Here is a 21528-nt window from a genome sequence, read left to right as displayed (position 1 = left end):
GCGCCGGCGCTGGCGGGATCAGGACGGCAGCCGGAGGATGCGCGCGACGTTCCAGCGCGGACCGGGGAACGCGGCGTCCGAGTGCTCGGCGGGCGGGGTCGCCGCCCCCGGCATCGCGCGCTGTGCGGACGCGCCCGGCGTCCCGGACATGCCGGGCATCGCGGACATCCCGGGCATCCCGGAGGACGCCGACTGCCCCGGCATGTCGGACATCCCCGGCATCGCGGACATCCCGGACATCGCCGCCATCCCGGACGATGCCGATGCGGGCACCGCGGACACCGCGGGCATCGCCTCCATCGCGGACCCCGCATCCGTGCCCCACATCGCCGGCATGCCCGCCGCCTGCTGCATGATCGCGCCGGAGGGGACCGAATCCGTGGTGCTGGGCGCGGGTTCCACGGTGCGCCCGTCCGCGCCGCAGGGGACGGTCACGTCCACGGTCGCCTGATGCGCGTCCTCGTCCATGGCCACGACGCTGACCGACATGCCGTGCCGGAGGTCCGCCTCGTCGCCCGGCAGCAGGCGCTCGGCCATGTCCGACTCGTCGCCCGGCCGCACCGCGATGGACGTGGCCTGCGGGTAGAGGGGGTCCGTCCGCGACAGCTGCACGCCGGAGGGACGCACGTCGGAGGAGGCGTACGGCGAGTCGTAGACGGCCTGGTACTCCTGGCCGTCCACGATGTCGCGGTACTGCACGAACCAGCTCACCGACGGGTCCTCGGGATCCGCCCAGGAGATGATGCGCTGCGCGTCGTAGCCGCTCGACATGGTGTCGATCGTGATGCGCCGGGCGCTCCCGCACGTGGGCACCACGCGGTGCGAGATGAGCCCCAGCCGATCCAGCGTGCCGGCGGTGAAGGGCAGGAACGTGTGGGCGTGCCCCATCAGGTCGGCGTCGTTGCCGTACTCGTCGCGCATGCACGAGTCGGGCATGGCGTGCTCGTCGTAGTCCCACGCGTCGGAGCACTGCACCGAGGAGGCGTGGAACAGCGACATGTTGTGGCCGAGCTCGTGGCTGAGCGTGGCGGGGATGTTCTGCCCGATGAACAGGAACCCCCCGTCGTTCACGCTCTCCCCCTCGGCGGCGTTGGAGATCTGCGCGCACGCGGGGTCGTACGGCACCATCGCCATGAGGTGCTTGTCCGGCCCGGGCGTGAACCCCGAGTACTGGAGCGCGAACGCGTTGATGGACGCGAAGTCGTCGCAGCGCACGCTCGGGTCGTCCGGCACCTGCCAGTCGCTGATCGAGGCGGCGTGGATGTGGACGCGGCCACCGGTCTCGTTCGCGTAGTAGGCGTCCGACGCGCTGAGGTTCCTCGCCACGTCCTCGGGCGTGTAGTCCGGCGTCACGCCCGCGGGGGCGACGAGCACGGCCGTCACCTCCTCGACCGCGGCCTCGCCCTTCGGGGCGGCGGCCTCCACCCGGTACGGCGCGGTCGTCGCCCCGCGGGCGGCCGCACCGGCGGGCGACGCGGTGGACGCGGCGAGGGCGACCACCGCCAGCGTGCAGATGATGAGCGGTCTCGTGATGCGCATGGGGCTCCTGTCAGGTCCGCCTGAGCGGGGATCCGGGTCCGCATCGGCGCCGCCGCCGAGAGCGGGCGGCGCGGGCCCGTCGACGCGGGGATTGCGCGTGGACGCGCCCTCGCGGTCGAGCCGACAGTAGAGGTGGTCAGACGACCGTCGTGCCGCGACCGCACAGGGTCCGACGCCGTCAGACCGCGGGCAGCGCCGATCGCGCCGCGGCCTCGTCCACGCCCGACGCCACCTGCAGGTCGACGAGCAGCGGCCGCAGGAGCATGACGAGCATCACCTCGCCGACGGGGGCGCCGGGGATGAGCTCGCGCGGATCCAGCCGCACGGCCACCAGCACGAGGTTCTGCTGGGCGAGCGGCGCCGCCGACGGGTCGGACAGGCTCTGCCCGAGGAGGTTCACGCCGTTGGAGACGGTGGCGAGCAGCTCCGCGAGCACCGGGCGCCGGACGCCGTCGACCACGAGGAAGTCGATGCGCCGCGAGATGACGCGGAGGTTCCGCACGGCCAGGTCCATGCCGTCGAGCACGCGGCGCTGGGCGCGGAGCTCCGGCAGGTGCCGGCGGAGGAAGGGCGAGATGCGCGCGATCGACAGGGCCGAGTCCGCCGCGGCGCTCCACGCGTCGATGAGCGGCTGGGTGCGCCGGAGCCGGTCGAGCGCCCGGTCGGCCGCGGTCGCGTCGCCGAGCCGGAGCGCGGTGACGAGCGAGGTGAGCGCGTAGGACGCCTCGGAGAACACGCGGCGGGCCTCGCGGATCGCCTGGCGCCGGGGATCCCGCGGGATGAGCGCGGTCGCGATGAGCGCCACCGCGCCGCCCACGAGCCCGTCGACGCTGCGGACGAACACCCCGCCGGGCGGCGCGGGGAGGAGCGCGACCAGCACGGCCTGCACGCCCGCCGCCACCGCGAACGCCGAGTTCGACGACAGCAGCCGCGCCACCAGCAGCGTCGCCAGGATGATGACGAACAGCTGCCACGCGCCCCGCCCGATCCCGAGCAGCAGCACCTCGCTCAGCGTGATGCCGACGGTCATGCCGATCGCCGTCTCGAGCACGCGCACGGGTCGGGCGTCGCGCACGAAGCCGAGGCTCGTGATGGTGACGGTCGTCGCGAGCAGCGGGGTGTCGTGGCCGAGCACGTGGTGCGCGAAGGCCCAGCCGCCCGTGGCCGCGATGGCGATCTGCAAGGCGGCGGGCGCGGATCCCCACAGGCGCAGGAGCGCGGCGCGCGGATCCGCCCGGTGCCTCAGGGTGCGGGCGGCACGGGCCGACCGCTCCCGCCCGCGCTCAGCGGCGGACCGCACCGAGCCGCGGCAGGCGGGGGACGTCGGCGGAGCGGCCGGCGTCGGTGGGCACGATGACGTCCTGCATGGCCTGCACGCGCACGTCGTCGGCGACGACCTCGAGCTGCAGCGCGGGATCGACGCCCCGGCGGACGACGGCGAGCGCGACCGGGCCGAGCTCGTGGTGCAGCGCGCTGGAGGTGACGGCGCCGACGACCTCGCCCGCCGTGCCGTCCGCCTCCGCGGGGAGGCGCACGTCGGATCCGGCGCCCGGCAGCACGGCGTCCGACCCGTCGAGGTGCAGCAGCACGAGGCGGCGCGGCGGACGGCCGAGGTTGTGCACCTTGGCGACCGTCTCCTGCCCCCGGTAGCAGCCCTTGCTCAGGTGCACGGCGCTGCGCAGCCAGTCGAGCTCGTGCGGGATGGTGCGGTCGTCGACCTCGGTCTGGAAGCGCGGGCGCCACGCGGCGATGCGGAGGGCCTCGGCGGCGAGCGCTCCCGCGACCGGCAGCTCCCCCGAGGCCGCGCGGCCGGCGAGCGCCGGCAGCTCCGCGCGCGGGACGAGCCGCTCGCTCCACGTCCACGACGCGGACGGATGCGCGGCGGCGGTCGCGTACTGGTGTCCGCCGGGCGCGACGTGGATCCACGGGTCGCGCCACACGAGCGGCACGCCCGCGGGCGCGGCCACGGGGAGGTCGGGCTCGCCGAGGGTCCCGATCACCGCGAGCTCCGCGGTGCGGTCGGCGGGCTCGACGCGGAGCATGAAGCGCATGCGCTGCAGGTACGCGAGCAGCGACGCCGCGTCCCCGGCGCCGAGGAGCAGCCACGTGGTCACGCCGTCGTCGAGCACGCCGACCGCGTGCTCGAGGCGGCCGTTCTGGTCGAGGAAGAGGGTCTCGGCCGAGTCGCCGGGAGCGAGGCCGCGCAGCGACTGGCTGGTGATGGAGTCGAGCCAGGTCAGCCGGTCCTCCCCCGTGACCGAGAGGACGGCCCGGTGCGAGAGGTCGACGATGGCGGTGCCCGCGGCGAGCGCCCGCTGCTCGGCCACGAGCGATCCGAGGTGCGCGGGCACGCCGGCGTCCGGCCCCTCGGCGGCGACGGCGCCGGGCAGGTCGAGGAAGGGCGAGCGGGCGACGGCGGGATCCGGGTCAGTCGACATGCGACACCCGCCCGGAGGCGTGCGTGCGCAGCGGCTGGCCGAGCGCCGCGATGTCCCAGGCCCAGAGCAGGTCGCGCTCGACGAGCCCGTAGAGCCGCGTCGCGCCCGTGTACGCCTTGGCGCCCTCGGTGCGCAGGACGGCGTCGGTCGCGAGGTCGATGCGCGCGCTCTTCACCTGGCCGACGTAGAGCTCGCTGACCCCGCCGGGGTGGACGAGCGCGACCTCGACGTCGAAGCCGCCCTCGGCGTTGCGCAGCGTCTCGACCTCCTCGGCCGTCGTGAAGGGGCGCTCGCCCGTGGGAGGCAGCATCGCGGGTCCCGGGTCGCCCTCGGTGACGCGGCGTCGCAGCCGCCAGTAGCCGGTCTCGGTGACGAAGGGGACGGGTCCGCCGTCGCCCTCGACCCACGCGTACGACGAGTAGTTGAGGTGCGGCAGGCCGTCGTGGCTGAAGCTGATGCGCTGCCCGAACTCCCGGCGGACGACCTCGTCCCCGACGGCGTACTCGACGACGCCCGAGCCCTCCCAGACGCCGAGCAGCCAGGACAGGGGGACGAGCTCGGCGGGCAGGCCGGTCGGGATCTCGATCATGCGGCGCGCGGTCAGCGCTGGCCGCGGAAGAGGTTGTAGACCACGACGAGCGACACCCAGCCGATGGAGAGGCTCGCCAGGACCAGCAGTCCGGTGAAGAAGAGTTCCAGAGCAAGCAGCGACGACATGGTCTCAATCTACCCCACGGGTCGCCGGATCCGACCGGCCGGTCTAGGCGGCGACGGGCACGAGCAGGACGACGGCCGTGGCCGCGGCGAGCACGAGCACGGCCCCGACCACGCTGCCGACGGCCCGGTCGACGAAGCCGGTCTTGCGGGGCAGCGCCAGCTGGATCACGAAGGTCGCGACGACGCACGTGGCGAGCACGAGCGGGAACCACCGGGGTGCCGCGTCGGGACCGACCGCGACCGCGACGACGACCGCGCCGACGGCGGCGGCCAGCCAGACGGGGAGGAGGCTGCGCAAGGGGGAGGTCACCCCGCAATCCTGCCCCACGTATCATGGGGGGAATTCATCCATGGAGGATCCCTGTGGCCCAGCTGTTGATCCTGACGTCGTCCGCGGACACCGACGTGCTCCCGGCGCTCGGGCTCCTCAGCCATCGGACGCGGCACATCCAGGCGGATGCGTCGAGCCTCGTGAACGCCCCCGCGGCCGATCTCGTGCTCGTGGACGCCCGCCGCGACCTCGCCAGCGCGAAGTCCCTCTGCAAGATCCTCACCACGACGGGCGGGGGCACGCCGCTCATCCTCGTGCTCACCGAGGGCGGGCTCACCGCGGTCAGCGCCGACTGGGGCGCGACCGACGTGATCCTCGACTCCGCCGGCCCCGCCGAGGTCGACGCGCGCGTGCGCCTCGTCATCGGCCGCGCGGCGCTCGAGCACACGGGCAGCAAGATCCAGGCCTCCGGCGTGGTCATCGACGAGGCCAGCTACTCCGCCAAGGTGCACGGCAAGCCGCTCGACCTCACCTTCAAGGAGTTCGAGCTGCTGCGCTTCTTCGCGAGCCACCCGTCGCGCGTCTTCACGCGCGAGCAGCTGCTCAGCGAGGTGTGGGGCTACGACTACTTCGGCGGCACGCGCACGGTCGACGTGCACGTCCGGCGCCTGCGGGCGAAGCTCGGCGACCTCGAGTCGCTCATCGGCACCGTGCGCAACGTCGGATACCGCTTCAACGTGTACGAGGAGGACGGTGAGCGCGATCCCGCCCCCGCAGGAGCCTGACGCGGCGGCGCCTGACGTCGACCGCGTCGAGCACGCCCGCCCGACGCCCGACGCCGTGCGCCGGACCCTCGCGCTCGCCGACCGCGCCCGCGAGGCCGACGGCGTCGCGCCGTTCAACGAGCAGACCCGCCTGACGCTCGGCGCGGAGGACGGACCCGCGCTCCTCGTCGTCGCGGGGACCGACGACGACCCGGTCGGCGCGGCCGTCGTGGCACGAGGCGACGGCGGGATCGAGGCCGAGCTCGTGGTGGATCCGGCCCACCGCCGCCGCGGCGTCGGCAGGGCGCTCCTCGACGCCGTGCTCGCGGAGGCCGCGGGATCCCCCGTCTCCGTGTGGGCGCACGGGGACCACCCCGCGGCCCGCGCCCTCGCCGACGCGACGGGCCTCGACCGGGCCCGCGAGCTCCTGCAGCTGCGCGCGTCGGTCGGAGCGGCGCACACCGGCCTCGGCGCGCGCCCGATGCCGGCGGGCCTGGCCCTCTCCTCCTTCACGACGGAGGACGCCGACGACTGGGTCGCGCTCAACGCGCGCGCCTTCGCGAGCCACCCCGAGCAGGGCCGGATGACCCGCGGCGACCTCGACGACCGCGTCGCCGAGCCGTGGTTCGACCCGACCCTCCTGCTCCTCGCCCGCGACGCGGACGGCCGGCTCGCCGGCTTCCACTGGCTGAAAGTCGAGGACGGCCAGGCGGAGGTGTACGTGCTCGGCGTGGATCCCGACCGCGCGGCCCGCGGACTCGGATCGGCCCTCCTCGCCGCCGGCCTCGACCTGCTGGCCGAGCGCGGGCACGAGGAGGTCGACCTGTACGTCGAGGCCGACAACGCTCCCGCCCTGGCGCTCTACCGCCGGGCCGCGTTCCGCGACGCCGCGGTCGACGTCCAGTACCGCCGCGGCTGATCCCCGCGCCTCCTCCGACTCTCCCCGGATGCGGTTCACCGTGCGTTCACCTGCCGGAGGGCGGAGCGCGCACCGCGATGCCATGATGGGCGGATGGACAGCGAGACGTACATCGGGGAGGCGAAGGCGGTCGCCGAATCCCTGGACGACTTCGACGACGAGGACGAGCTCCTCGAGGACGACGGGACCCTCCCCGAGGGGCGCTTCCTCGACCGCGAGCTGAGCTGGCTGGCCTTCAACCGCCGCGTGCTGGAGCTCGCCGAGGACCCCGAGCTGCCGGTCCTCGAGCGCGCCAACTTCCTCGCCATCTTCGCCAGCAACCTCGACGAGTTCTTCATGGTCCGCGTCGCCGGCCTCAAGCGCCGCATCGCCACGGGCCTCGCCGTCCCCACGAACATCGGCCGCACCCCCGCCGAGGTGCTCTCCGCCATCAACGAGACCGCGTACCGGCTCCAGGTGCGGCACGCGGCGGCCTTCAACGACAGCGTGCGCCCGGCGCTCGAGGAGCAGGGCATCCGCATCGTCCGCTGGGACTCGCTCGACGAGGCGCAGAAGGACCGGCTGCACGAGCTGTTCTCCGAGCAGGTGTTCCCGGTCCTCATGCCGCTCGCGGTGGACCCCGCGCACCCGTTCCCCTACATCTCCGGCCTGTCGCTCAACCTCTCGGTGCGCATCCGCAACCCCAAGACGAACCGCCAGGAGTTCGCGCGCATCAAGGTGCCGCAGATGCTGCCGCGCTTCATGCCGCTCACGCCCGACACGCGCTCCGGCCCCATCGACTTCATCGCGCTCGAGGACCTCATCGCGAACCAGCTGCAGACGCTGTTCCCGGGGATGGAGATCGTCGAGCACCACGTCTTCCGCGTCACGCGCAACGAGGACGTGCAGATCGAGGAGGACGAGACCGAGAACCTCATCCAGGCCCTCGAGAAGGAGCTGCTGCGGCGCCGGTTCGGCCCGCCCATCCGCCTCGAGATCTCGGACGACATGGACGCGGTCACCCTCGACCTCCTCATGCGCGAGCTCGACATCACCGAGCAGGAGGTGTTCACGCTCCCGTCCCCGCTCGACCTCGGCGGCCTGTTCGACCTCGCGAAGCTCGACCGCCCGGCGCTGCATTACCCGAACAACGTGCCCACCACGGCCGTCGCCCTGAAGCCCGCCGAGGACAACTCGCGCGCCGACATCTTCCGGTCCATCGCGCAGCAGGACATCCTCCTCCACCACCCCTACGAGTCCTTCACCACGAGCGTGCAGGCGTTCCTCGAGCAGGCGGCCGCGGATCCCCACGTGCTCGCCATCAAGCAGACCCTCTACCGCACGAGCGGCGACAGCCCCATCGTCGAGGCGCTCATCGACGCCGCCGAGGCGGGCAAGCAGGTGCTCGCGCTCGTCGAGATCAAGGCGCGGTTCGACGAGCAGGCCAACATCACGTGGGCCCGCAAGCTCGAGAAGGCCGGCGTGCACGTGGTCTACGGCGTCGCCGGGCTCAAGACGCACTGCAAGCTCGCGCTCGTCATCCGCCAGGAGAAGGGCGGGGTGCTCCGGCACTACAGCCACATCGGCACGGGCAACTACAACCCCAAGACCAGCCGCATCTACGAGGACCTCGGGCTACTCACCGCGGACGACGTGGTGGGCAAGGACCTCACGCGCCTGTTCAACGAGCTCTCCGGCTACGGCATCGAGAAGAAGTTCAAGCGCCTGCTCGTGGCGCCGCTGCACCTCCGGAAGGGCCTGCTGAAGCGCATCGCCGTGGAGACGCAGAACGCGCTCGACGGCAAGCCCAGCGGCATCCGCATCAAGGTCAACTCCATCGTCGACGAGAAGATCATCGACGCGCTCTACCGGGCCAGCAACGCGGGCGTGCCCGTGCAGGTCTGGGTGCGCGGCATCTGCTCGCTCACGCCGGGGCAGCCGGGCCTCAGCGAGAACATCGAGGTGCGGTCGATCCTCGGCCGCTACCTCGAGCACAGCCGCGTGTTCTCCTTCGTCGACGACGGCGACCAGGCCACCTACATCGGCAGCGCCGACATGATGCACCGCAACCTCGACCGCCGCGTCGAGGCGCTCGTGCGGCTCGTGGATCCCGCGCACCTGCAGGAGATCGAGGACCTGTTCGACCGCGCGATGGCCGACACGACATCCGCCTGGGTCCTCGACTCCGACGGCGAGTGGACGCGCCGCAACAAGGGCGCCGACGGCACCACGCTGGAGGACCTGCAGACCGCCGTGATGGGCATCGTGTCCAAGCGCAAGCGGCGCGTGCTCCGCTGAGCGGCGCTCCGCCCGGCACCGACCCCGCTAGCGTGGGGGATGTGCCGCCCGCTCCCTCCGTCCTCGCCGCGGGCGCCGTCGTCTGGCGCGTGGTCGAGGGGCGGATCCGGGTGCTCATCATCCACCGCACGCGCCGGCGCGACACCTCCCTGCCGAAGGGCAAGGTGGATCCCGGCGAGACGCTCCCGCAGACCGCCGTCCGCGAGGTGCACGAGGAGACCGGCCTGCGGGTGGCGCTCGGCGTGCCGCTCGGCGCCATCGAGTACGGCATCTCCGGCGGTCGCCGCAAGTCGGTGAGCTACTGGGCGGCAGAGGCCACGGACGCCATGGTCGAGGCCGGCCGGTTCGAGCCGGACGACGAGGTCGAGAGCATCGAGTGGGTCTCCCTCCCCAACGCCCGCAAGCGCCTCGACTACCCGGGCGAGGTGCAGATCCTCGACCTCTTCGCCGGGCTCGTGGAGACGGGGTCGCACCGGTCGTTCGCCCTCATCGCGCTGCGTCACGGCCACGCCGTGCAGCCGTACGAGTGGGACGGACCCGACGCGTCCCGTCCGCTCAGCGCGCGCGGACGCGACGAGGCGCGCGCGATCGTGCCGACGCTGCTCGCGTTCGGCCCGCGGGTCGTCACGAGCAGCACCGCCGTGCGATGCCTCGAGACGGTGGCGCCCGTCGCCGAGGCACTCGGCCGTCGCGTGAAGGAGGACGCGGGGATCAGCCAGGACGCGTACGAGACCGACGGCGGATCCGTGCGGGAGACCGTCGCGAAGCGCGTGCGCAAGGCCCGCAGCGCCGTGCTCTGCAGCCACAGCCCGGTGCTGCCGGAGATCCTGCACGAGATCGCCCTCGCCACCGAGACGCCCCGTGCCAGCCGCATGCCGCGCGCCGGGATGCTGTCGCCGGCCGAGTTCTCGGTGGTGCACCTCTCGGCGGCGGACCCGGAGGCGGGGATCCTCGCCGTCGAGACCTACGGCCCGTCGGCCTGACGCCCACGCCGCCTCCTCGACGGATCCGCAGGCTGCCCGACCGACCACTGTGCGCCCGAGCGCCTGAGCCCGCACCCATCCACGCGGTCTGTTCACCTCCCGTTCACCGATATCCGCCGAGCCGGTCAAGAGCCCGACATAGCTTCTTCGAGAGGCATGCACCTGCCTCCTCACAGCAAGAAATACCCGGAAGGCTCCATCACGTGAAGATCTCGCGTCTCGGCAGCGCAGCAGCGCTCGCCGCCGTCACCGCCATCGCCCTCTCCTCCTGCGCCGCCAACGAGGCGCCCGCCGAGGGCGGCACCGCATCGGCGTCCACCCTGTCCGGCACGCTCAACGGCATCGGCGCCACGTCGCAGGGCGCCGCCCAGGAGGCGTGGAACGCCGCGTTCCAGACCGCCAACACCGGCGTCACCGTCACCTACGCCGGCGAGGGTTCCGGCGCCGGCCGCGAGGCGTTCATGGCCGGCGGCCAGAACGCGAACTTCGCCGGCTCCGACCGCGCGCTGAAGACCGACGAGCTCACGGGTACCTTCGGCCAGTGCGCCGACGGCGTCAAGCCGATCGACCTCCCCGCCTACATCTCCCCCATCGCCCTGATCTTCCAGGTCGAGGGCGTGAAGGAGCTGCACCTCGACTCCGCCACCACCGCGGGCATCTTCAAGGGCACCATCACGAAGTGGAACGACCCGGCCATCGTCGCCCTCAACCCCGACGCCAAGCTGCCCGACGCCAGCATCACCGCCGTGCACCGCTCGGACGACTCGGGCACCACCGAGAACTTCGCGAAGTACCTCAACACCACCGCCAAGTCCGTCTGGGACGCCACGCCCGCGGGCGTCTGGCCCTACCAGGGCGGCGAGGCGGCCCAGGGCACCACCGGCGTCGTCGACGCGGTCAAGGGCGGCACGAACATCATCGGCTACGCCGACGCGTCCAAGGCCGGCACCCTCGGCGTCGCGAAGATCAAGGTCGGCGACGAGTTCATCGGCTACTCGCCGGAGGCCGCAGCGGCCGTCGTCGAGGCGTCGCCTGAGGCCTCGGGCCGCGAGGCGAACGACGTCGTCTTCGACATCGACTACTCCACCACCGCGTCGGGCGTCTACCCGATCGTCCTCGTCAGCTACCTCATCACCTGCCAGGAGTACAAGGACCCGGCCGTCGGCGAGCTCGTCAAGGCCTACGCCGGCTACGTGACCAGCAGCGAGGGCCAGCAGCTCGCCGCCGAGAAGGCCGGCGCCGCGCCGCTCTCCGACACGGTCGCCGCTCAGGTCAAGACCGCGGTCGAGTCGATCAAGTAGCACCCCCGTCCGCCCCCTGATCCGCGCCCGCGCGGGTCAGGGGGCGTCCCCACGGGCGGACCGCCGCCCGCAGCCCCACCATCCAGACCGTAGGGACCCCGACCCATGACGACCGCCGCCCCGCAGCCTCCCCAGGCTCCCGAGTCCGATCGGCCGCGCGACGTCGCCGCCGCCCCCGCAGATCCCCGCAGCTCCCAGGACGCGAAGCCGAAGGCCCGCGTCGGCGACCGCGTCTTCTCCGGGCTCTCCCGCGGATCCGGCACGCTCATCCTCGTCATCCTCGCGGCCGTCGCGCTGTTCCTCATCGTGCAGAGCATCCCCGCCCTCACGGCCCCGCCCGCCGAGGTCTCCGGCGGCGACGGCTTCTGGGCCTACGTCGGGCCGCTCATGTTCGGCACCGTCTACGCCGCGGCGCTCGCCATGCTCATGGCCGTCCCCGTCGCCATCGGCATCGCGCTCTTCATCTCGCACTACGCGCCGCGCCGCCTGGCGCAGGGCCTCGGCTACGTGATCGACCTCCTGGCCGCCGTGCCCTCGGTCGTCTTCGGCCTCTGGGGCATCGCGGTGCTCGCGAAGTTCCTGCAGCCGTTCTACGCGTTCCTCACCGACGCGTTCGGCTGGTTCCCGCTCTTCGCCGGCCCCGTCTCGGGCACGGGCCGCACGATCTTCACGGTCGCCGTGGTGCTGGCCGTCATGATCCTGCCGATCGTGACCGCGCTCTGCCGCGAGGTCTTCCTCCAGACGCCGAAGCTGCACGAGGAGGCGGCGCTGGCGCTCGGCGCGACGCGGTGGGAGATGATCCAGACCGCCGTGCTGCCCTTCGGCCGCCCGGGCATCATCTCGGCCTCCATGCTCGGCCTCGGCCGCGCCCTCGGGGAGACGATGGCGGTCGCGATCGTCCTCTCCCCCGCCGCGGTCGTGAACTTCGCCTGGTTCCAGTCGACGAACTCCAACACCATCGCCGCGAACATCGCGCTGAGCTTCCCCGAGGCGTACGGCCTCAAGATCAACGAGCTCATCGCCTCCGGCCTCATGCTCTTCGTCATCACGTTGGCCGTGAACATGCTGGCCCGCTACATCATCAGCCGCCGCAAGGCCTTCTCCGGAGCGAACTAATGGCGACGACAGCCCCCTCCCGCACGCGGCCCGTCGCGAGCACCCTGCCCAACTCCCTCACCGCCGGCAAGCTGCACCGCTTCACGGCCCCCGCGATCTTCCTCGTGTCCTGGCTCGTCATGGCGGCCATCTTCCTGGTGCTCGAGCTGTCGGGCGCCGCGGACAGCTTCAACATCGTCGGCACGGCCGTGTTCGGCACGATCCTGTTCGGCGTCGCGCTGTTCTGCATCTCGCTCGCCGTGGAGGGCGAGCGGAAGGCGAAGGACCGGGTCATCACGATCCTCGTCACCGTCGCGTTCGTGCTCGCCCTCATCCCGTTGGTCTCGCTCGTGTTCACGGCCGTGACGAACGGCTCGGGGCGCTTCGACCCGCTGTTCTTCAACTCGAGCCTCCGCAACGTGGTGGGCGCGGGCGGCGGCGGCCTGCACGCCATCATCGGCACGCTGATCGTCACGGCCATCGCCGCGGTGATCTCCATCCCCGTGGGCCTCATGGCCGCCATCTACCTCGTCGAGTACGGTCGCGGCCGCCTGGCCCGCGCCATCACGTTCTTCGTCGACGTGATGACGGGCATCCCGTCCATCGTCGCGGGCCTGTTCGCCTACGCGCTGCTCGTGATCTTCCTCGGCCCCGGCGTGCGCCTCGGCTTCGGCGGCGCGCTGGCGCTCTCCGTGCTGATGATCCCCGTGGTCGTGCGCAGCGCCGAGGAGATGCTCAAGCTGGTGCCGAACGAGCTCCGCGAGGCGGCCTACGCGCTGGGCGTGCCGAAGTGGCTGACGATCCTGAAGATCGTGCTGCCCACCTCGCTCGCCGGCATCGTCACGGGTGTCATGCTCGCGATCGCCCGGGTCATCGGCGAGACCGCGCCGCTGCTCATCGTCGCCGGCTTCACGCAGAGCATGAACTACAACCCCTTCAAGGACCAGATGATGACCCTGCCGGTGTTCGTGTTCCGGCAGTACGCCGACCAGGGCAGCGACGCGGCGGCCTACGTCGACCGCGCGTGGACCGGCGCGCTCGTGCTGATCCTCATCGTCATGCTGCTCAACATCATCGCGCGGCTCATCGCCCGCATCTTCGCCCCCAAGCTCGGCCGCTAGCGCCCGCTCCCCCGGCCACGAACCCGAACGGTAAGGAACACCTTGTCCAAGAGCATCGAAGTCAACGACCTGAACGTCTACTACGGCAAGTTCAAGGCGGTCGAGGACGTCAACCTGCGGATCGAGCCGCGCACCGTCACCGCCTTCATCGGCCCGTCCGGCTGCGGCAAGTCGACCTTCCTCCGCACGCTCAACCGCATGCACGAGGTGATCCCCGGCGCGTACGTCGAGGGCGAGGTCCTCGTGGACGGCAACGACCTCTACGGCCCCGGCGTCGACCCGGTGCTCGTGCGCCGCCAGGTCGGCATGGTGTTCCAGCGGCCGAACCCCTTCCCCACCATGTCGATCCGCGACAACGTGCTCGCGGGCGTCAAGCTCAACAACCGCAAGATCTCCAAGTCGGACGCGGACGCGCTCGTCGAGCAGTCCCTGCAGGGCGCCAACCTCTGGAACGAGGTCAAGGACCGCCTGGCGCTGCCCGGCTCCGGCCTCTCAGGCGGCCAGCAGCAGCGCCTCTGCATCGCCCGCGCCATCGCCGTGCAGCCCGACGTCGTGCTGATGGACGAGCCGTGCTCCGCGCTCGACCCCATCTCCACGCTCGCCATCGAGGACCTCATCGAGGAGCTCAAGGCGCAGTACACGATCGTCATCGTGACCCACAACATGCAGCAGGCCAGCCGCGTCTCGGACCGCACGGCGTTCTTCAACATCGCGGGCACCGGCAAGCCGGGCAAGCTCATCGAGTACGACGACACGACCACCATGTTCTCGAAGCCCAGCGTGCAGGCGACCGAGGACTACGTCTCCGGCCGCTTCGGCTGATCCGCCGAGCGCACGGAGAAGGCCCCCGCATCCTCAGGATGCGGGGGCCTTCGTCTGCGCGGGATGCGCGGCGTCGATCAGGTGCTGGTGACCGCCACGATGGGCTCGGTCGTGGGCTGCTCGGATCCGCCCTCGGGCTCGACCGTGATGGCCACGGTGTCGCCGGGCGTGTAGCTGCCCTCGAGCACGGCGTGACCCGCGCCGTCCGTCGCCGACATGACGCCGGCGGACACCGGACCGGACGCGCCGACGTACCACATCTGCAGCACGCGGCCCTCGGGCAGCGGCGACGCGTCGTTCAGCACGACCGCCGTCTTGGCCTCGGAGGCGGAGAAGTAGACCGTCGCCGTGCCGCCGCCGACGACGTCGCGCTTGTCGATGACGACGTCGGACGCCGTGGTGACCTGCTCGTACGCCGAGGCGACCGGCGCCTGCGACGCCCCCGGACCGCCCACGTTCGTGCCGACGACGACACCGCCGACGACGAGCACGACGGCCGCCGCGGCGACGCCGATCAGGGCGCCGGGACGGCGGAACCAGCGCTCGGAGGCGCGGCCGGATGCGGATCCGAGGCGCTCGCGCGGCGCGGACGCCGACGGGGCCGCGGGACCGGTGGCCGCTCCCGCGGACGCCGCGGGACGCAGCTCGGTGACGGGCGCGGGACGCCGGTCGTCGTCCGTCACGGCGGACGGGACGGCGAGCGGCGGCAGCTGCGGGGTGGCGTCGAGCATGGCCATGAGGTCGCCCTTGAGGCGGGGCGAGGGATCCACCGGCTCGGTGGTCCAGGCGAGGTCCGCCGCGGTGGCCCGCAGCTCCTCGACCTCGGCGCGCAGCACGGGGTCGCGCTCGAGGAGCGCCTCGAACTCGGCCGCCTCCTCCGCGTCGACGGCGCCGAGCGCGTACGCCGCGGTGAGCATGCGGATGTCGTCTTCGGTGGTCATGATGCGACCCCCATCTCGTCGCGCAGGCGGATCATGCCGTCGCGCAGACGTGTCTTCACGGTTCCGATGGGCACGTCGAGCATCGACGCGACCTCGCTGTGGCTGTAGCCGCCGTAGTAGGCGAGGGAGACAGCCTGGCGCTGGATCTCGGTGAGCTTCGTCATCGCCTTCTTCACCCTCTCGTGCTCGATGCTGATCTCGACGGTCTCGGAGACCTGGTCGTAGCCGTGCTCGTGGTCGCGGATGCCGATGCGGACGTCGCGATCGCGGCTGGACTGGGAGGCGCGCACGCGGTCGACCGCGCGGCGGTGGGCCATGGTGAGCACCCACGTGGTCGCTGCGCCCTTCGCAGGGTCGAAGCGGGAAGCGGACTGCCAGATCTCCAGGAAGATCTCCTGCGTGACCTCCTCCGACTGCGCGTGGTCGACGAGCAGCCGGCGGACGAGGCCGAGGACGCGGGGCGCGAGCTGGTCGTAGAGCTCCGAGAAGGCGCGCTTGTCGCCCTGGGCGACACGGCCGAGGAGGGCCTCCTTCGACTCGGGGTCCGCCGGCCCGGGGAGGTCGGGACGCTCGATCGATGAAGGCACGAGCCCCAGCATCCCAGACCCGCGTGCGAACCGCATGCAGGCAGGGCGGGGCCCGGCGAGCTGGGGTGGTGCTGCGGGGAGGTCATGTGAGGCTTCCGGTCGGGTGCGGATGGGTGGGGAACGGATGTCCGGTGCCCCACATCAGCCGGGATCCCGCGGTGCGGGACATCTGGGATGGCCGGGCGGCCTGCCACGCGGGCAGGACCCGACCGATGCGGGTCGCACCCTCTCGGGTGACGGATGCGAGGCGGGTGAGCGCCTCACGATGACTCTTCGGCGCGGGCGGCGTCACGGATTGGTCACAGGCAGTGGGGATTCGCCGGCGCGGATGCGGGGCGGTCGGCCGCTCGCGCGGGGGCCGTGCCTCCGCGGTGGGGCGGGAGGGAGATGAGGAGCCGGGCCGCAGAACGCCTCTCGGCGCGAGGCCGCTCGGAGCGGCGAATATTGGTACCCGGGAGTTACTGCGGCCCGACCAGGGTCCACTGTAACCGAGTCCGTGCGGGCTGTCGCCCCGGGGGTCGCGCTCACAGCGAACGGGCGGATCCGCCGCCGCGACGGGTCAGTCGAGCCGCTCGCTCCGCCAGAGGCGCGCGCACTGCACGAGGTCGGCGGCCATCTGCGAGAGGCGGAGAGCGCGCGTGGTCAGCTCGCCCGCGCGCTCCGGCGACGCCGTCGCGTCGAGGTCGTCGGCGACGCTCGTGGCGCCGAGCGCGGCCAGCCGGCTGAACGCTCCGGCGCGGTCGAGGGCCACCGCGAAGTCGCCCGTGAAGAGGCCCCGGAGGATGCTGTCGGCGAGCTCGACGATCTCCGCGGGGCCCGTGGGCGCGGTGGCGCCGGCGACGACCTGGTCGATGGTCGTGGCCACCTCCGTGCCGCGCTGGTAGAGGAGGCTGATGCCGTCGGGATCCTGGCGGATGAGCGCGCGCATGAGGTACAGCCGCCAGAGCGCGCCCGGCAGGCTGCGCGGGCTGGCACGCGACCACAGCTCGGCGACCGCGTCGATGCCGTGCTCGTCGGTGTACGCGATGAGGCGCTCGACGACGGCAGGGTCGGGATCCGCCCGCACGCGCGCCAGCAGGGCCGACGCGGTCTCGTGGGCCACGCGGCTGATCGTGGCGGGGTCGTCGCCGCCGAGCATGCTCTCGAACTTGGCCCCGGAGAACTTGGTGGGCTTGTGGTAATCGCCGGACATCCCGGCCAGCGTACGCCGGACGGTCGGTCCCGGCCGGGCCCCGGCGACGTCGGCGGGCTCCCGGATGGCCGCCGCCCATCCCGTAGCATCGGGGGCGCGGGCCTCTAGCTCAGTTGGTAGAGCAAGGGACTTTTAATCCCTGGGTCGTCGGTTCGAGCCCGACGGGGCCCACCACCAGAATGCCCGGTCCGGGCGGGGAACGACGAGAAGCCCCCCGTGCCCGACGAGGGACACAGGGGGCAGATGAGGGGCAGGGGTGGCGAACAAGGTCCGGCCCGGCATGCTCGGCGCCGGCGACGAGCGGCCCGCCCAGGGCCCGGCGCTGTTCATGTCGACGCTCGGGTCGGCGGCCATCCGCGACGACGCACAGCCGCTGCGGTCGAAGCGGTACCTCGCGACCATCCAGCTCGGCGCCGACGGGTGGATCCTCCACGACAACGCGACCGTGTCCCGGCACGGCCCCTTCGCTGGACCGGAGGCAGCATTCGGGTGGTGGCTCGACCATCGGCGCGCGCTCCCGCCCGGGATCCGCGAGGTCGTGCGCCCGGAGTCGTGGCCGCCTGGCATCGACGAGGACCGGGCCGAGAACGACGAATAGCCCCCCAGACGCCCCGAAGTGGGGCGCCCAGGGGGCTGATCGTGCGGTCGTGCGGAGATACGGTCGACGCATGGACACATGCCCGGAGTGCGGACACGAGGCCGGCGTTGGCGAGCCGAGCCTCGGGCAGATGGTCCTCAAGGTCTTCGGCGTGAGGAAGCCCGGTCGGCACCCGGAGTGCCCGTGGTTCCACGTGGACTACGCGGTCGATCGGTGCTTCTGCCGGAACGCGTTCCACCCGCACCCGCAGGCCTAGCCGCGCACGACCTTGCCTCGGCCGGTCGCGAGGTCGGCGCCGCCGGCCGCGGTGAGGTGCAGCTGATCCGCCATGTAACCGGCCGCCTGCGCTGCGGTCCATGACCCGTAGCGCCCGAAGACGTCGTAGTACATGGAGCCGGTGTCGATCGCGATGGCGAGTAGTCGGTCGCGGTAGCCCTGCTCCCGGGTGACCGTGGCGCCCGAGTTCAGCGATGGGTCGGACGGAACGGGCGACTCGAGGAGGACGTCCCCGGTGACCTTGGCTGCTGCGATGATGCGCCGCAGGGCCGCTTCCCACTCTGCGGTCGTGCTGTAGGGGGAGAGCTGGGCGTCGTTCACGCCGAGCCGGATGACGGTCAGGTCGGGGGCGATGAAGGGGATGCCGTCGATCGCGGTCGTGGTGCCCGTGACACCCCAGGATGCGCCGCTCGCGGAGTAGGCCTTGGAGCTGCACACCCCGGCGTTGAACATCTGCACGCTCGGGCGGGTGGAGAGGAAGAAGTTGAACCCGAAGAGGAACACGGTGTTCACCCGCTTCACGAGCTTGATGACGTGCGCCGCGCCGGCGGCGAAGGTGATCGTCGCCTTCGCCCACCGCTGACTGCCCGAGCCCATGACGACGCTGGTCGCGAGCACGTCGTCCACGTACACGTCGACGGTGCCGAGACCGCTGTTCGCCATGTAGTAGAAGTCGAACGTGTCGCAGTTGATGTCCGGGCGGAGGATCCAGGGGGCGCTCTCGGCGGTACCGGCGTGCTGCAGGGCGTTGAAGAGCCCGAAGGACGAGTACCCCCAGCCGGCCGCCTCGCCCTTGTGGGTCGTGCGGCCGTCGACCTGGGCGCCGGTCACGGGTGCGTTGTCTCCCTCGATTCCGATATACCCGTAGCTCGTGTCGATGAAGCTCCGCTGGAAGTCGTCGGACATGACCTTCAGCGGCGGGAACCCGTCCGCACCTCCCGCGCCGAGACCCCACGACGTGCTGTCCCCGATCTCGAGGACGCGCGCGATGCCGGTCTTGGATCGCACGCGGCCCAGCGCCTTCCGGAGCCGGGACGAGGTGTCGAGGGTGACGTTGAAGGCCGGCACCGTGGCGAACGCCCCATCAGACCCGAGCGCGGCGAAGCGGGCGGAGAGCGACGGGTACGGACCGAACGCGTCCGCCTTGCTCACCGCCCCGCTGAGCGGCTGGTACTTCTTCGCGGCGTCGGCCGCGGCCATGCCGAGGGTGACTACATCCATCAGATCGCTCCTGTGATTCGGCCGTTGCTGTCGTACTGGAAGGTGCGGGTGACGCCCGCGATCGTCTGCGTCTTCACCGACCCGTCGGCGTTGTACGTGAACGTCGTGACCACGCCCGCCTGCGTCGTCGAGTCGACGGCTCCCGCAGCGTTGTACGTGACGCTGAAGGCAGGGTTCGGCGTCGCGAGCTCGTCATCTCCCCATCGGTCGTCCCACGCAGCGAGCGTCGCGAGATCGCCCGGGAGGCGGGTGTCGCCGAGCAGCATCGGGAGGACCGCGCCGGCGACGACGACGGGGACGTCGGGCACGGAGAAGGTCACCCAGTCCGTGAAGACGTAGTTGCCGGCCTTGTCCTCGAGGCGCGCGCGGATCCGCGGGATCGCGTACTTCGTGTCGCGGATCTGCTGCAGCGTGGCCGGCGCCGAGAACAGCGACGAGCCGATGTACTCGGCGTCCGTGAGCAGCACCTGGTCGACGAAGAACTGGACCTTCTTCACGCCCGACTCGTTGTCGATCGCGTACGCCTCGAGCGTGAACAGGTCCGGCAGGGTCGTGTTCGTGATCGGCTTCGTCATCCGCCCGGTGGGAGCGGAGACGTCCTTCACCGTGCCGGCGAGCACGTACGGGATCCGGTTCGAGAAGAACGTGGTCTGCGCGTTCGAGCGCGCGCCGACCGCGTAGTCGTCGCCGTCCTGGAACAGCACCCGGTCGAAGGTCTGCGACCACCGGGTGCCCGTCGCCGGACGGAGGAGGTTGTCGCGGTAGACGCCCTCGATGTTCAGCGGGACGAGCTCGATCCCGGACGCGTGGGTGACGTCCGCGCTGATCGTGATGGGCGAGCCCGGCACGTCGAACCCGGTGGCTGTGATGTTCGCGACCACGGGATCCGCCGGCGCGGTCGTGCGCAGCTTCACCGTCAGGCTGCGCGCACCCGTCGCAGGGGCCCGGTTCCCCGGGGCGTCGTACGCGACGATGAACCAGCGGATCAGCTCCTCGTCGTCCTCGAGGAACGCGCGGAGCTGCTGCCACGTGAGCGTGAGCTCGTACCGGCTGCCCTCGGTCTTCACGAGGTTCCCGAGCAGGTCGCCGTCCGTGGTGCGGACGACGGCGATGCCGATCGCGGACTCGGTGTCCGCGATGTCGGCCGAGATGGTGAACGTCCCGTCCGGGTTCACGGTCAGGTTGTCGCCCGTGATGACCGCGATGCTCGGCGGCGTGACGTCCTGCGTCGGACCGTCGTCGCCCGGGTCCTCCTCGCCGGGGTCCGGCGCGACGCCCGTGAAGGCCGACTGGTCGATGATCGACGCCGACGTCTTCGCGTAGCCGTACGGGAGCAGGTCGCCGAGGTACAGCTTGGACTTCGGGTGCAGGCCCTTGATGAGGTCGGAGCGGGTGTTCTCGATCCGCGGGATGCGGCCCGCGACGTCGCCCGACCAGAGCGAGTCGACGGACACCCACTCGTGCCGGGACGCGACGCGGCGCGCGGCGCGGTGCTTGCCGGGCCAGTCGTCGCCGGCGGCCGGGATCGCGTTCGGCTGCGCGTCGAACATGAGGTGCAGCACGGCGTTCTTGTTGACCTGGAAGAACCGGGTGACGTACTCCTCGAGCATCTGCTCGAACGCGTCCTCGGGGTCGCCCATGTTGTTCGTGCCGAGCGTCATCAGGCCGATGTCGACGCCGGACACCTGGTCGTCCGCGAGCAGCGGATGGACCTCGGCCCACTTCTGGTCGGGATCGGACGCCGGGCCGGTCTTGGCGAAGCTGTTCAGCGAGACGCCGGAGCGGCCGGCGTTGACGACGCGGATGCCCTTACGCTCGGATCCGAGGTGCGTGTCGATCGCGTCGAAGAGGCAGGTGCCGGCGACGAAGGTGATCGTCATGGTGTGCTCGCCGGCGGGCATGCCGATCTTCTCGTGCTTGCGCCACTTCCGGACGTTCGACGTCGAGGTGACGTTCGCGATCTCGACGCCGTCGACGGTGACCGTGTAGCTGTCGCCGACCTTCTGGGTCGCGACGTAGCACTCCATCGCGGTGGAGACCTTCACCAGCGACCGGACCTGGCCGGCCGTCTGGTTCGTGGACTGCAGGCCACGGCCGTGCTGGTAGTTGAAGCCCGCGACCCGGCCCGTGGGCGCCATGCCGTAGACGTTCGCGACGTCCCACGTGGTGCGCGAGAGGTGCGGCTCGAACGCGAGCGCGCGCAGCTTGTAGCCCTCGAGGCCGGGGACGACCGGGGTCGGCTGCGCCTTGATGAGCGCCTGGATGGACGGCACCTGGAACGCGGCGTCGAGGTTGCGCTGCAGACCGCCCCACCAGGATCCGTAGCGGCCGTCGATGGACTCGACCTGGTTGATCGAGTTGGTCTGCAGGAGGATCACGACACCCTTCTGGGTGCAGGACTGCAGGATGGCCATCTCCCGCTTGCGGAACGCGGCGGTCGAGGTCTTCGGTGCGGGATCTGCCACG

General features: G+C 71.8%; 20 protein-coding genes and 1 tRNA gene. 11 read left to right on the top strand and 10 right to left on the bottom strand.

Going from position 1 to position 21528, the window contains the following annotated elements:
• Positions 1–18: 18 nt before the first annotated feature.
• The 5 genes from ITJ40_RS15145 to ITJ40_RS15125 all read right to left on the bottom strand — a co-directional run bounded on the left by ITJ40_RS15145 (position 19) and on the right by ITJ40_RS15125 (position 5004).
• Positions 19–1539, bottom strand: a complete 1521-nt coding sequence (locus ITJ40_RS15145) for a hypothetical protein (protein WP_194667867.1) — start codon at positions 1537–1539, stop codon at positions 19–21.
• 178 nt (positions 1540–1717) lie between these two features.
• Positions 1718–2722, bottom strand: coding sequence for an aromatic acid exporter family protein (locus tag ITJ40_RS15140; RefSeq protein WP_228512605.1), 1005 nt, complete (start codon positions 2720–2722; stop codon positions 1718–1720).
• A gap of 100 nt (positions 2723–2822) precedes the next feature.
• Positions 2823–3977, bottom strand: a complete 1155-nt coding sequence (locus tag ITJ40_RS15135; protein ID WP_194667865.1) for a folate-binding protein YgfZ — start codon at positions 3975–3977, stop codon at positions 2823–2825.
• Positions 3967–4566: an FABP family protein gene (locus tag ITJ40_RS15130; RefSeq protein ID WP_194667864.1), complete on the bottom strand. Its 600-nt coding sequence runs from the start codon at positions 4564–4566 to the stop codon at positions 3967–3969. The genes ITJ40_RS15135 and ITJ40_RS15130 overlap by 11 nt, the downstream gene beginning before the upstream one ends.
• 171 nt (positions 4567–4737) lie before the next feature.
• Positions 4738–5004, bottom strand: a complete 267-nt coding sequence (locus tag ITJ40_RS15125; RefSeq protein ID WP_194667863.1) for a hypothetical protein — start codon at positions 5002–5004, stop codon at positions 4738–4740.
• Between the two features lie 53 nt (positions 5005–5057).
• Here ITJ40_RS15125 and ITJ40_RS15120 point away from each other — a divergent pair, with 53 nt between their 5' ends.
• The 8 genes from ITJ40_RS15120 to pstB all read left to right on the top strand — a co-directional run bounded on the left by ITJ40_RS15120 (position 5058) and on the right by pstB (position 14247).
• Positions 5058–5750 (top strand): response regulator transcription factor, encoded by a 693-nt coding sequence (locus ITJ40_RS15120; protein ID WP_194636094.1) that lies wholly within the window; start codon positions 5058–5060, stop codon positions 5748–5750.
• Positions 5719–6648, top strand: coding sequence for a mycothiol synthase (gene mshD / locus ITJ40_RS15115; RefSeq protein WP_194667862.1), 930 nt, complete (start codon positions 5719–5721; stop codon positions 6646–6648). Before ITJ40_RS15120 ends, mshD begins: the two co-directional genes overlap by 32 nt.
• Positions 6649–6741: 93 nt before the next feature.
• Positions 6742–8925: an RNA degradosome polyphosphate kinase gene (locus ITJ40_RS15110; RefSeq protein WP_194667861.1), complete on the top strand. Its 2184-nt coding sequence runs from the start codon at positions 6742–6744 to the stop codon at positions 8923–8925.
• 32 nt (positions 8926–8957) lie between these two features.
• Positions 8958–9908, top strand: coding sequence for an NUDIX domain-containing protein (locus tag ITJ40_RS15105; RefSeq protein WP_194667860.1), 951 nt, complete (start codon positions 8958–8960; stop codon positions 9906–9908).
• A gap of 203 nt (positions 9909–10111) precedes the next feature.
• Positions 10112–11209, top strand: coding sequence for a phosphate ABC transporter substrate-binding protein PstS (locus ITJ40_RS15100; RefSeq protein WP_194667859.1), 1098 nt, complete (start codon positions 10112–10114; stop codon positions 11207–11209).
• A 105-nt stretch (positions 11210–11314) separates the two neighbouring features.
• On the top strand, positions 11315–12325 hold the full coding sequence (gene pstC / locus ITJ40_RS15095; RefSeq protein ID WP_194667858.1) for a phosphate ABC transporter permease subunit PstC: 1011 nt from the start codon (positions 11315–11317) through the stop codon (positions 12323–12325).
• Positions 12325–13425, top strand: coding sequence for a phosphate ABC transporter permease PstA (gene pstA, locus ITJ40_RS15090; protein ID WP_194667857.1), 1101 nt, complete (start codon positions 12325–12327; stop codon positions 13423–13425). Before pstC ends, pstA begins: the two co-directional genes overlap by 1 nt.
• A 42-nt stretch (positions 13426–13467) precedes the next feature.
• Complete coding sequence (gene pstB, locus ITJ40_RS15085) at positions 13468–14247, top strand: phosphate ABC transporter ATP-binding protein PstB (protein WP_012298002.1); 780 nt, start codon at positions 13468–13470, stop codon at positions 14245–14247.
• Positions 14248–14324: 77 nt separating this feature from the next.
• On the opposite strand, the gene ITJ40_RS15080 is transcribed toward pstB, so the two are convergent.
• The 3 genes from ITJ40_RS15080 to ITJ40_RS15070 all read right to left on the bottom strand — a co-directional run bounded on the left by ITJ40_RS15080 (position 14325) and on the right by ITJ40_RS15070 (position 16967).
• On the bottom strand, positions 14325–15188 hold the full coding sequence (locus ITJ40_RS15080; protein WP_194667856.1) for an anti-sigma factor: 864 nt from the start codon (positions 15186–15188) through the stop codon (positions 14325–14327).
• Entirely contained in the window at positions 15185–15787 is a 603-nt protein-coding gene (locus tag ITJ40_RS15075) for a sigma-70 family RNA polymerase sigma factor (RefSeq protein WP_086514237.1), read from the bottom strand. The genes ITJ40_RS15080 and ITJ40_RS15075 overlap by 4 nt, the downstream gene beginning before the upstream one ends.
• A 547-nt stretch (positions 15788–16334) precedes the next feature.
• On the bottom strand, positions 16335–16967 hold the full coding sequence (locus tag ITJ40_RS15070; RefSeq protein ID WP_194667855.1) for a DNA-directed RNA polymerase subunit beta: 633 nt from the start codon (positions 16965–16967) through the stop codon (positions 16335–16337).
• A 98-nt stretch (positions 16968–17065) separates the two neighbouring features.
• On the opposite strand from ITJ40_RS15070, the gene ITJ40_RS15065 reads away from it, so the two are divergent.
• The 3 genes from ITJ40_RS15065 to ITJ40_RS15055 all read left to right on the top strand — a co-directional run bounded on the left by ITJ40_RS15065 (position 17066) and on the right by ITJ40_RS15055 (position 17821).
• Positions 17066–17141, top strand: a tRNA-Lys gene (locus tag ITJ40_RS15065).
• An 82-nt stretch (positions 17142–17223) separates the two neighbouring features.
• Positions 17224–17565 carry a hypothetical protein gene (locus ITJ40_RS15060; protein WP_194667854.1) on the top strand — a complete coding sequence of 114 codons (342 nt, stop codon included), beginning with the start codon at positions 17224–17226 and terminating at the stop codon, positions 17563–17565.
• A gap of 70 nt (positions 17566–17635) precedes the next feature.
• Positions 17636–17821, top strand: a complete 186-nt coding sequence (locus tag ITJ40_RS15055; protein WP_194667853.1) for a hypothetical protein — start codon at positions 17636–17638, stop codon at positions 17819–17821.
• Here ITJ40_RS15055 and ITJ40_RS15050 read toward each other — a convergent pair.
• Positions 17818–19062, bottom strand: a complete 1245-nt coding sequence (locus tag ITJ40_RS15050; protein WP_194667852.1) for a GDSL-type esterase/lipase family protein — start codon at positions 19060–19062, stop codon at positions 17818–17820. The genes ITJ40_RS15055 and ITJ40_RS15050 overlap by 4 nt on opposite strands.
• Positions 19062–21527 (bottom strand): Ig-like domain-containing protein, encoded by a 2466-nt coding sequence (locus ITJ40_RS17480; protein ID WP_194667851.1) that lies wholly within the window; start codon positions 21525–21527, stop codon positions 19062–19064. The genes ITJ40_RS15050 and ITJ40_RS17480 overlap by 1 nt, the downstream gene beginning before the upstream one ends.
• Position 21528 lies beyond the last annotated feature (1 nt).

The sequence above is a fragment of the Clavibacter sp. VKM Ac-2872 genome (assembly GCF_015351105.1).
In the GTDB taxonomy this organism is placed as follows: Bacteria; Actinomycetota; Actinomycetes; order Actinomycetales; family Microbacteriaceae; genus Clavibacter.
The sequence above is the reverse complement of the archived record's forward strand: the minus strand, read 5'-3'. Positions and strand labels throughout refer to the sequence as shown.

Coding starts and splice junctions, on each gene's coding strand:
- ITJ40_RS15145 (WP_194667867.1), bottom strand. CDS start 1,539: ATGCGCATCACGAGACCGCTCATCATCTGCACGCTGGCGGTGGTCGCC.
- ITJ40_RS15135 (WP_194667865.1), bottom strand. CDS start 3,977: ATGTCGACTGACCCGGATCCCGCCGTCGCCCGCTCGCCCTTCCTCGAC.
- ITJ40_RS15130 (WP_194667864.1), bottom strand. CDS start 4,566: ATGATCGAGATCCCGACCGGCCTGCCCGCCGAGCTCGTCCCCCTGTCC.
- ITJ40_RS15110 (WP_194667861.1), top strand. CDS start 6,742: ATGGACAGCGAGACGTACATCGGGGAGGCGAAGGCGGTCGCCGAATCC.
- pstC (WP_194667858.1), top strand. CDS start 11,315: ATGACGACCGCCGCCCCGCAGCCTCCCCAGGCTCCCGAGTCCGATCGG.
- pstA (WP_194667857.1), top strand. CDS start 12,325: ATGGCGACGACAGCCCCCTCCCGCACGCGGCCCGTCGCGAGCACCCTG.
- ITJ40_RS15080 (WP_194667856.1), bottom strand. CDS start 15,188: ATGACCACCGAAGACGACATCCGCATGCTCACCGCGGCGTACGCGCTC.
- ITJ40_RS15075 (WP_086514237.1), bottom strand. CDS start 15,787: ATGCTGGGGCTCGTGCCTTCATCGATCGAGCGTCCCGACCTCCCCGGG.
- ITJ40_RS15070 (WP_194667855.1), bottom strand. CDS start 16,967: ATGTCCGGCGATTACCACAAGCCCACCAAGTTCTCCGGGGCCAAGTTC.
- ITJ40_RS15055 (WP_194667853.1), top strand. CDS start 17,636: ATGGACACATGCCCGGAGTGCGGACACGAGGCCGGCGTTGGCGAGCCG.
- ITJ40_RS15050 (WP_194667852.1), bottom strand. CDS start 19,062: ATGGATGTAGTCACCCTCGGCATGGCCGCGGCCGACGCCGCGAAGAAG.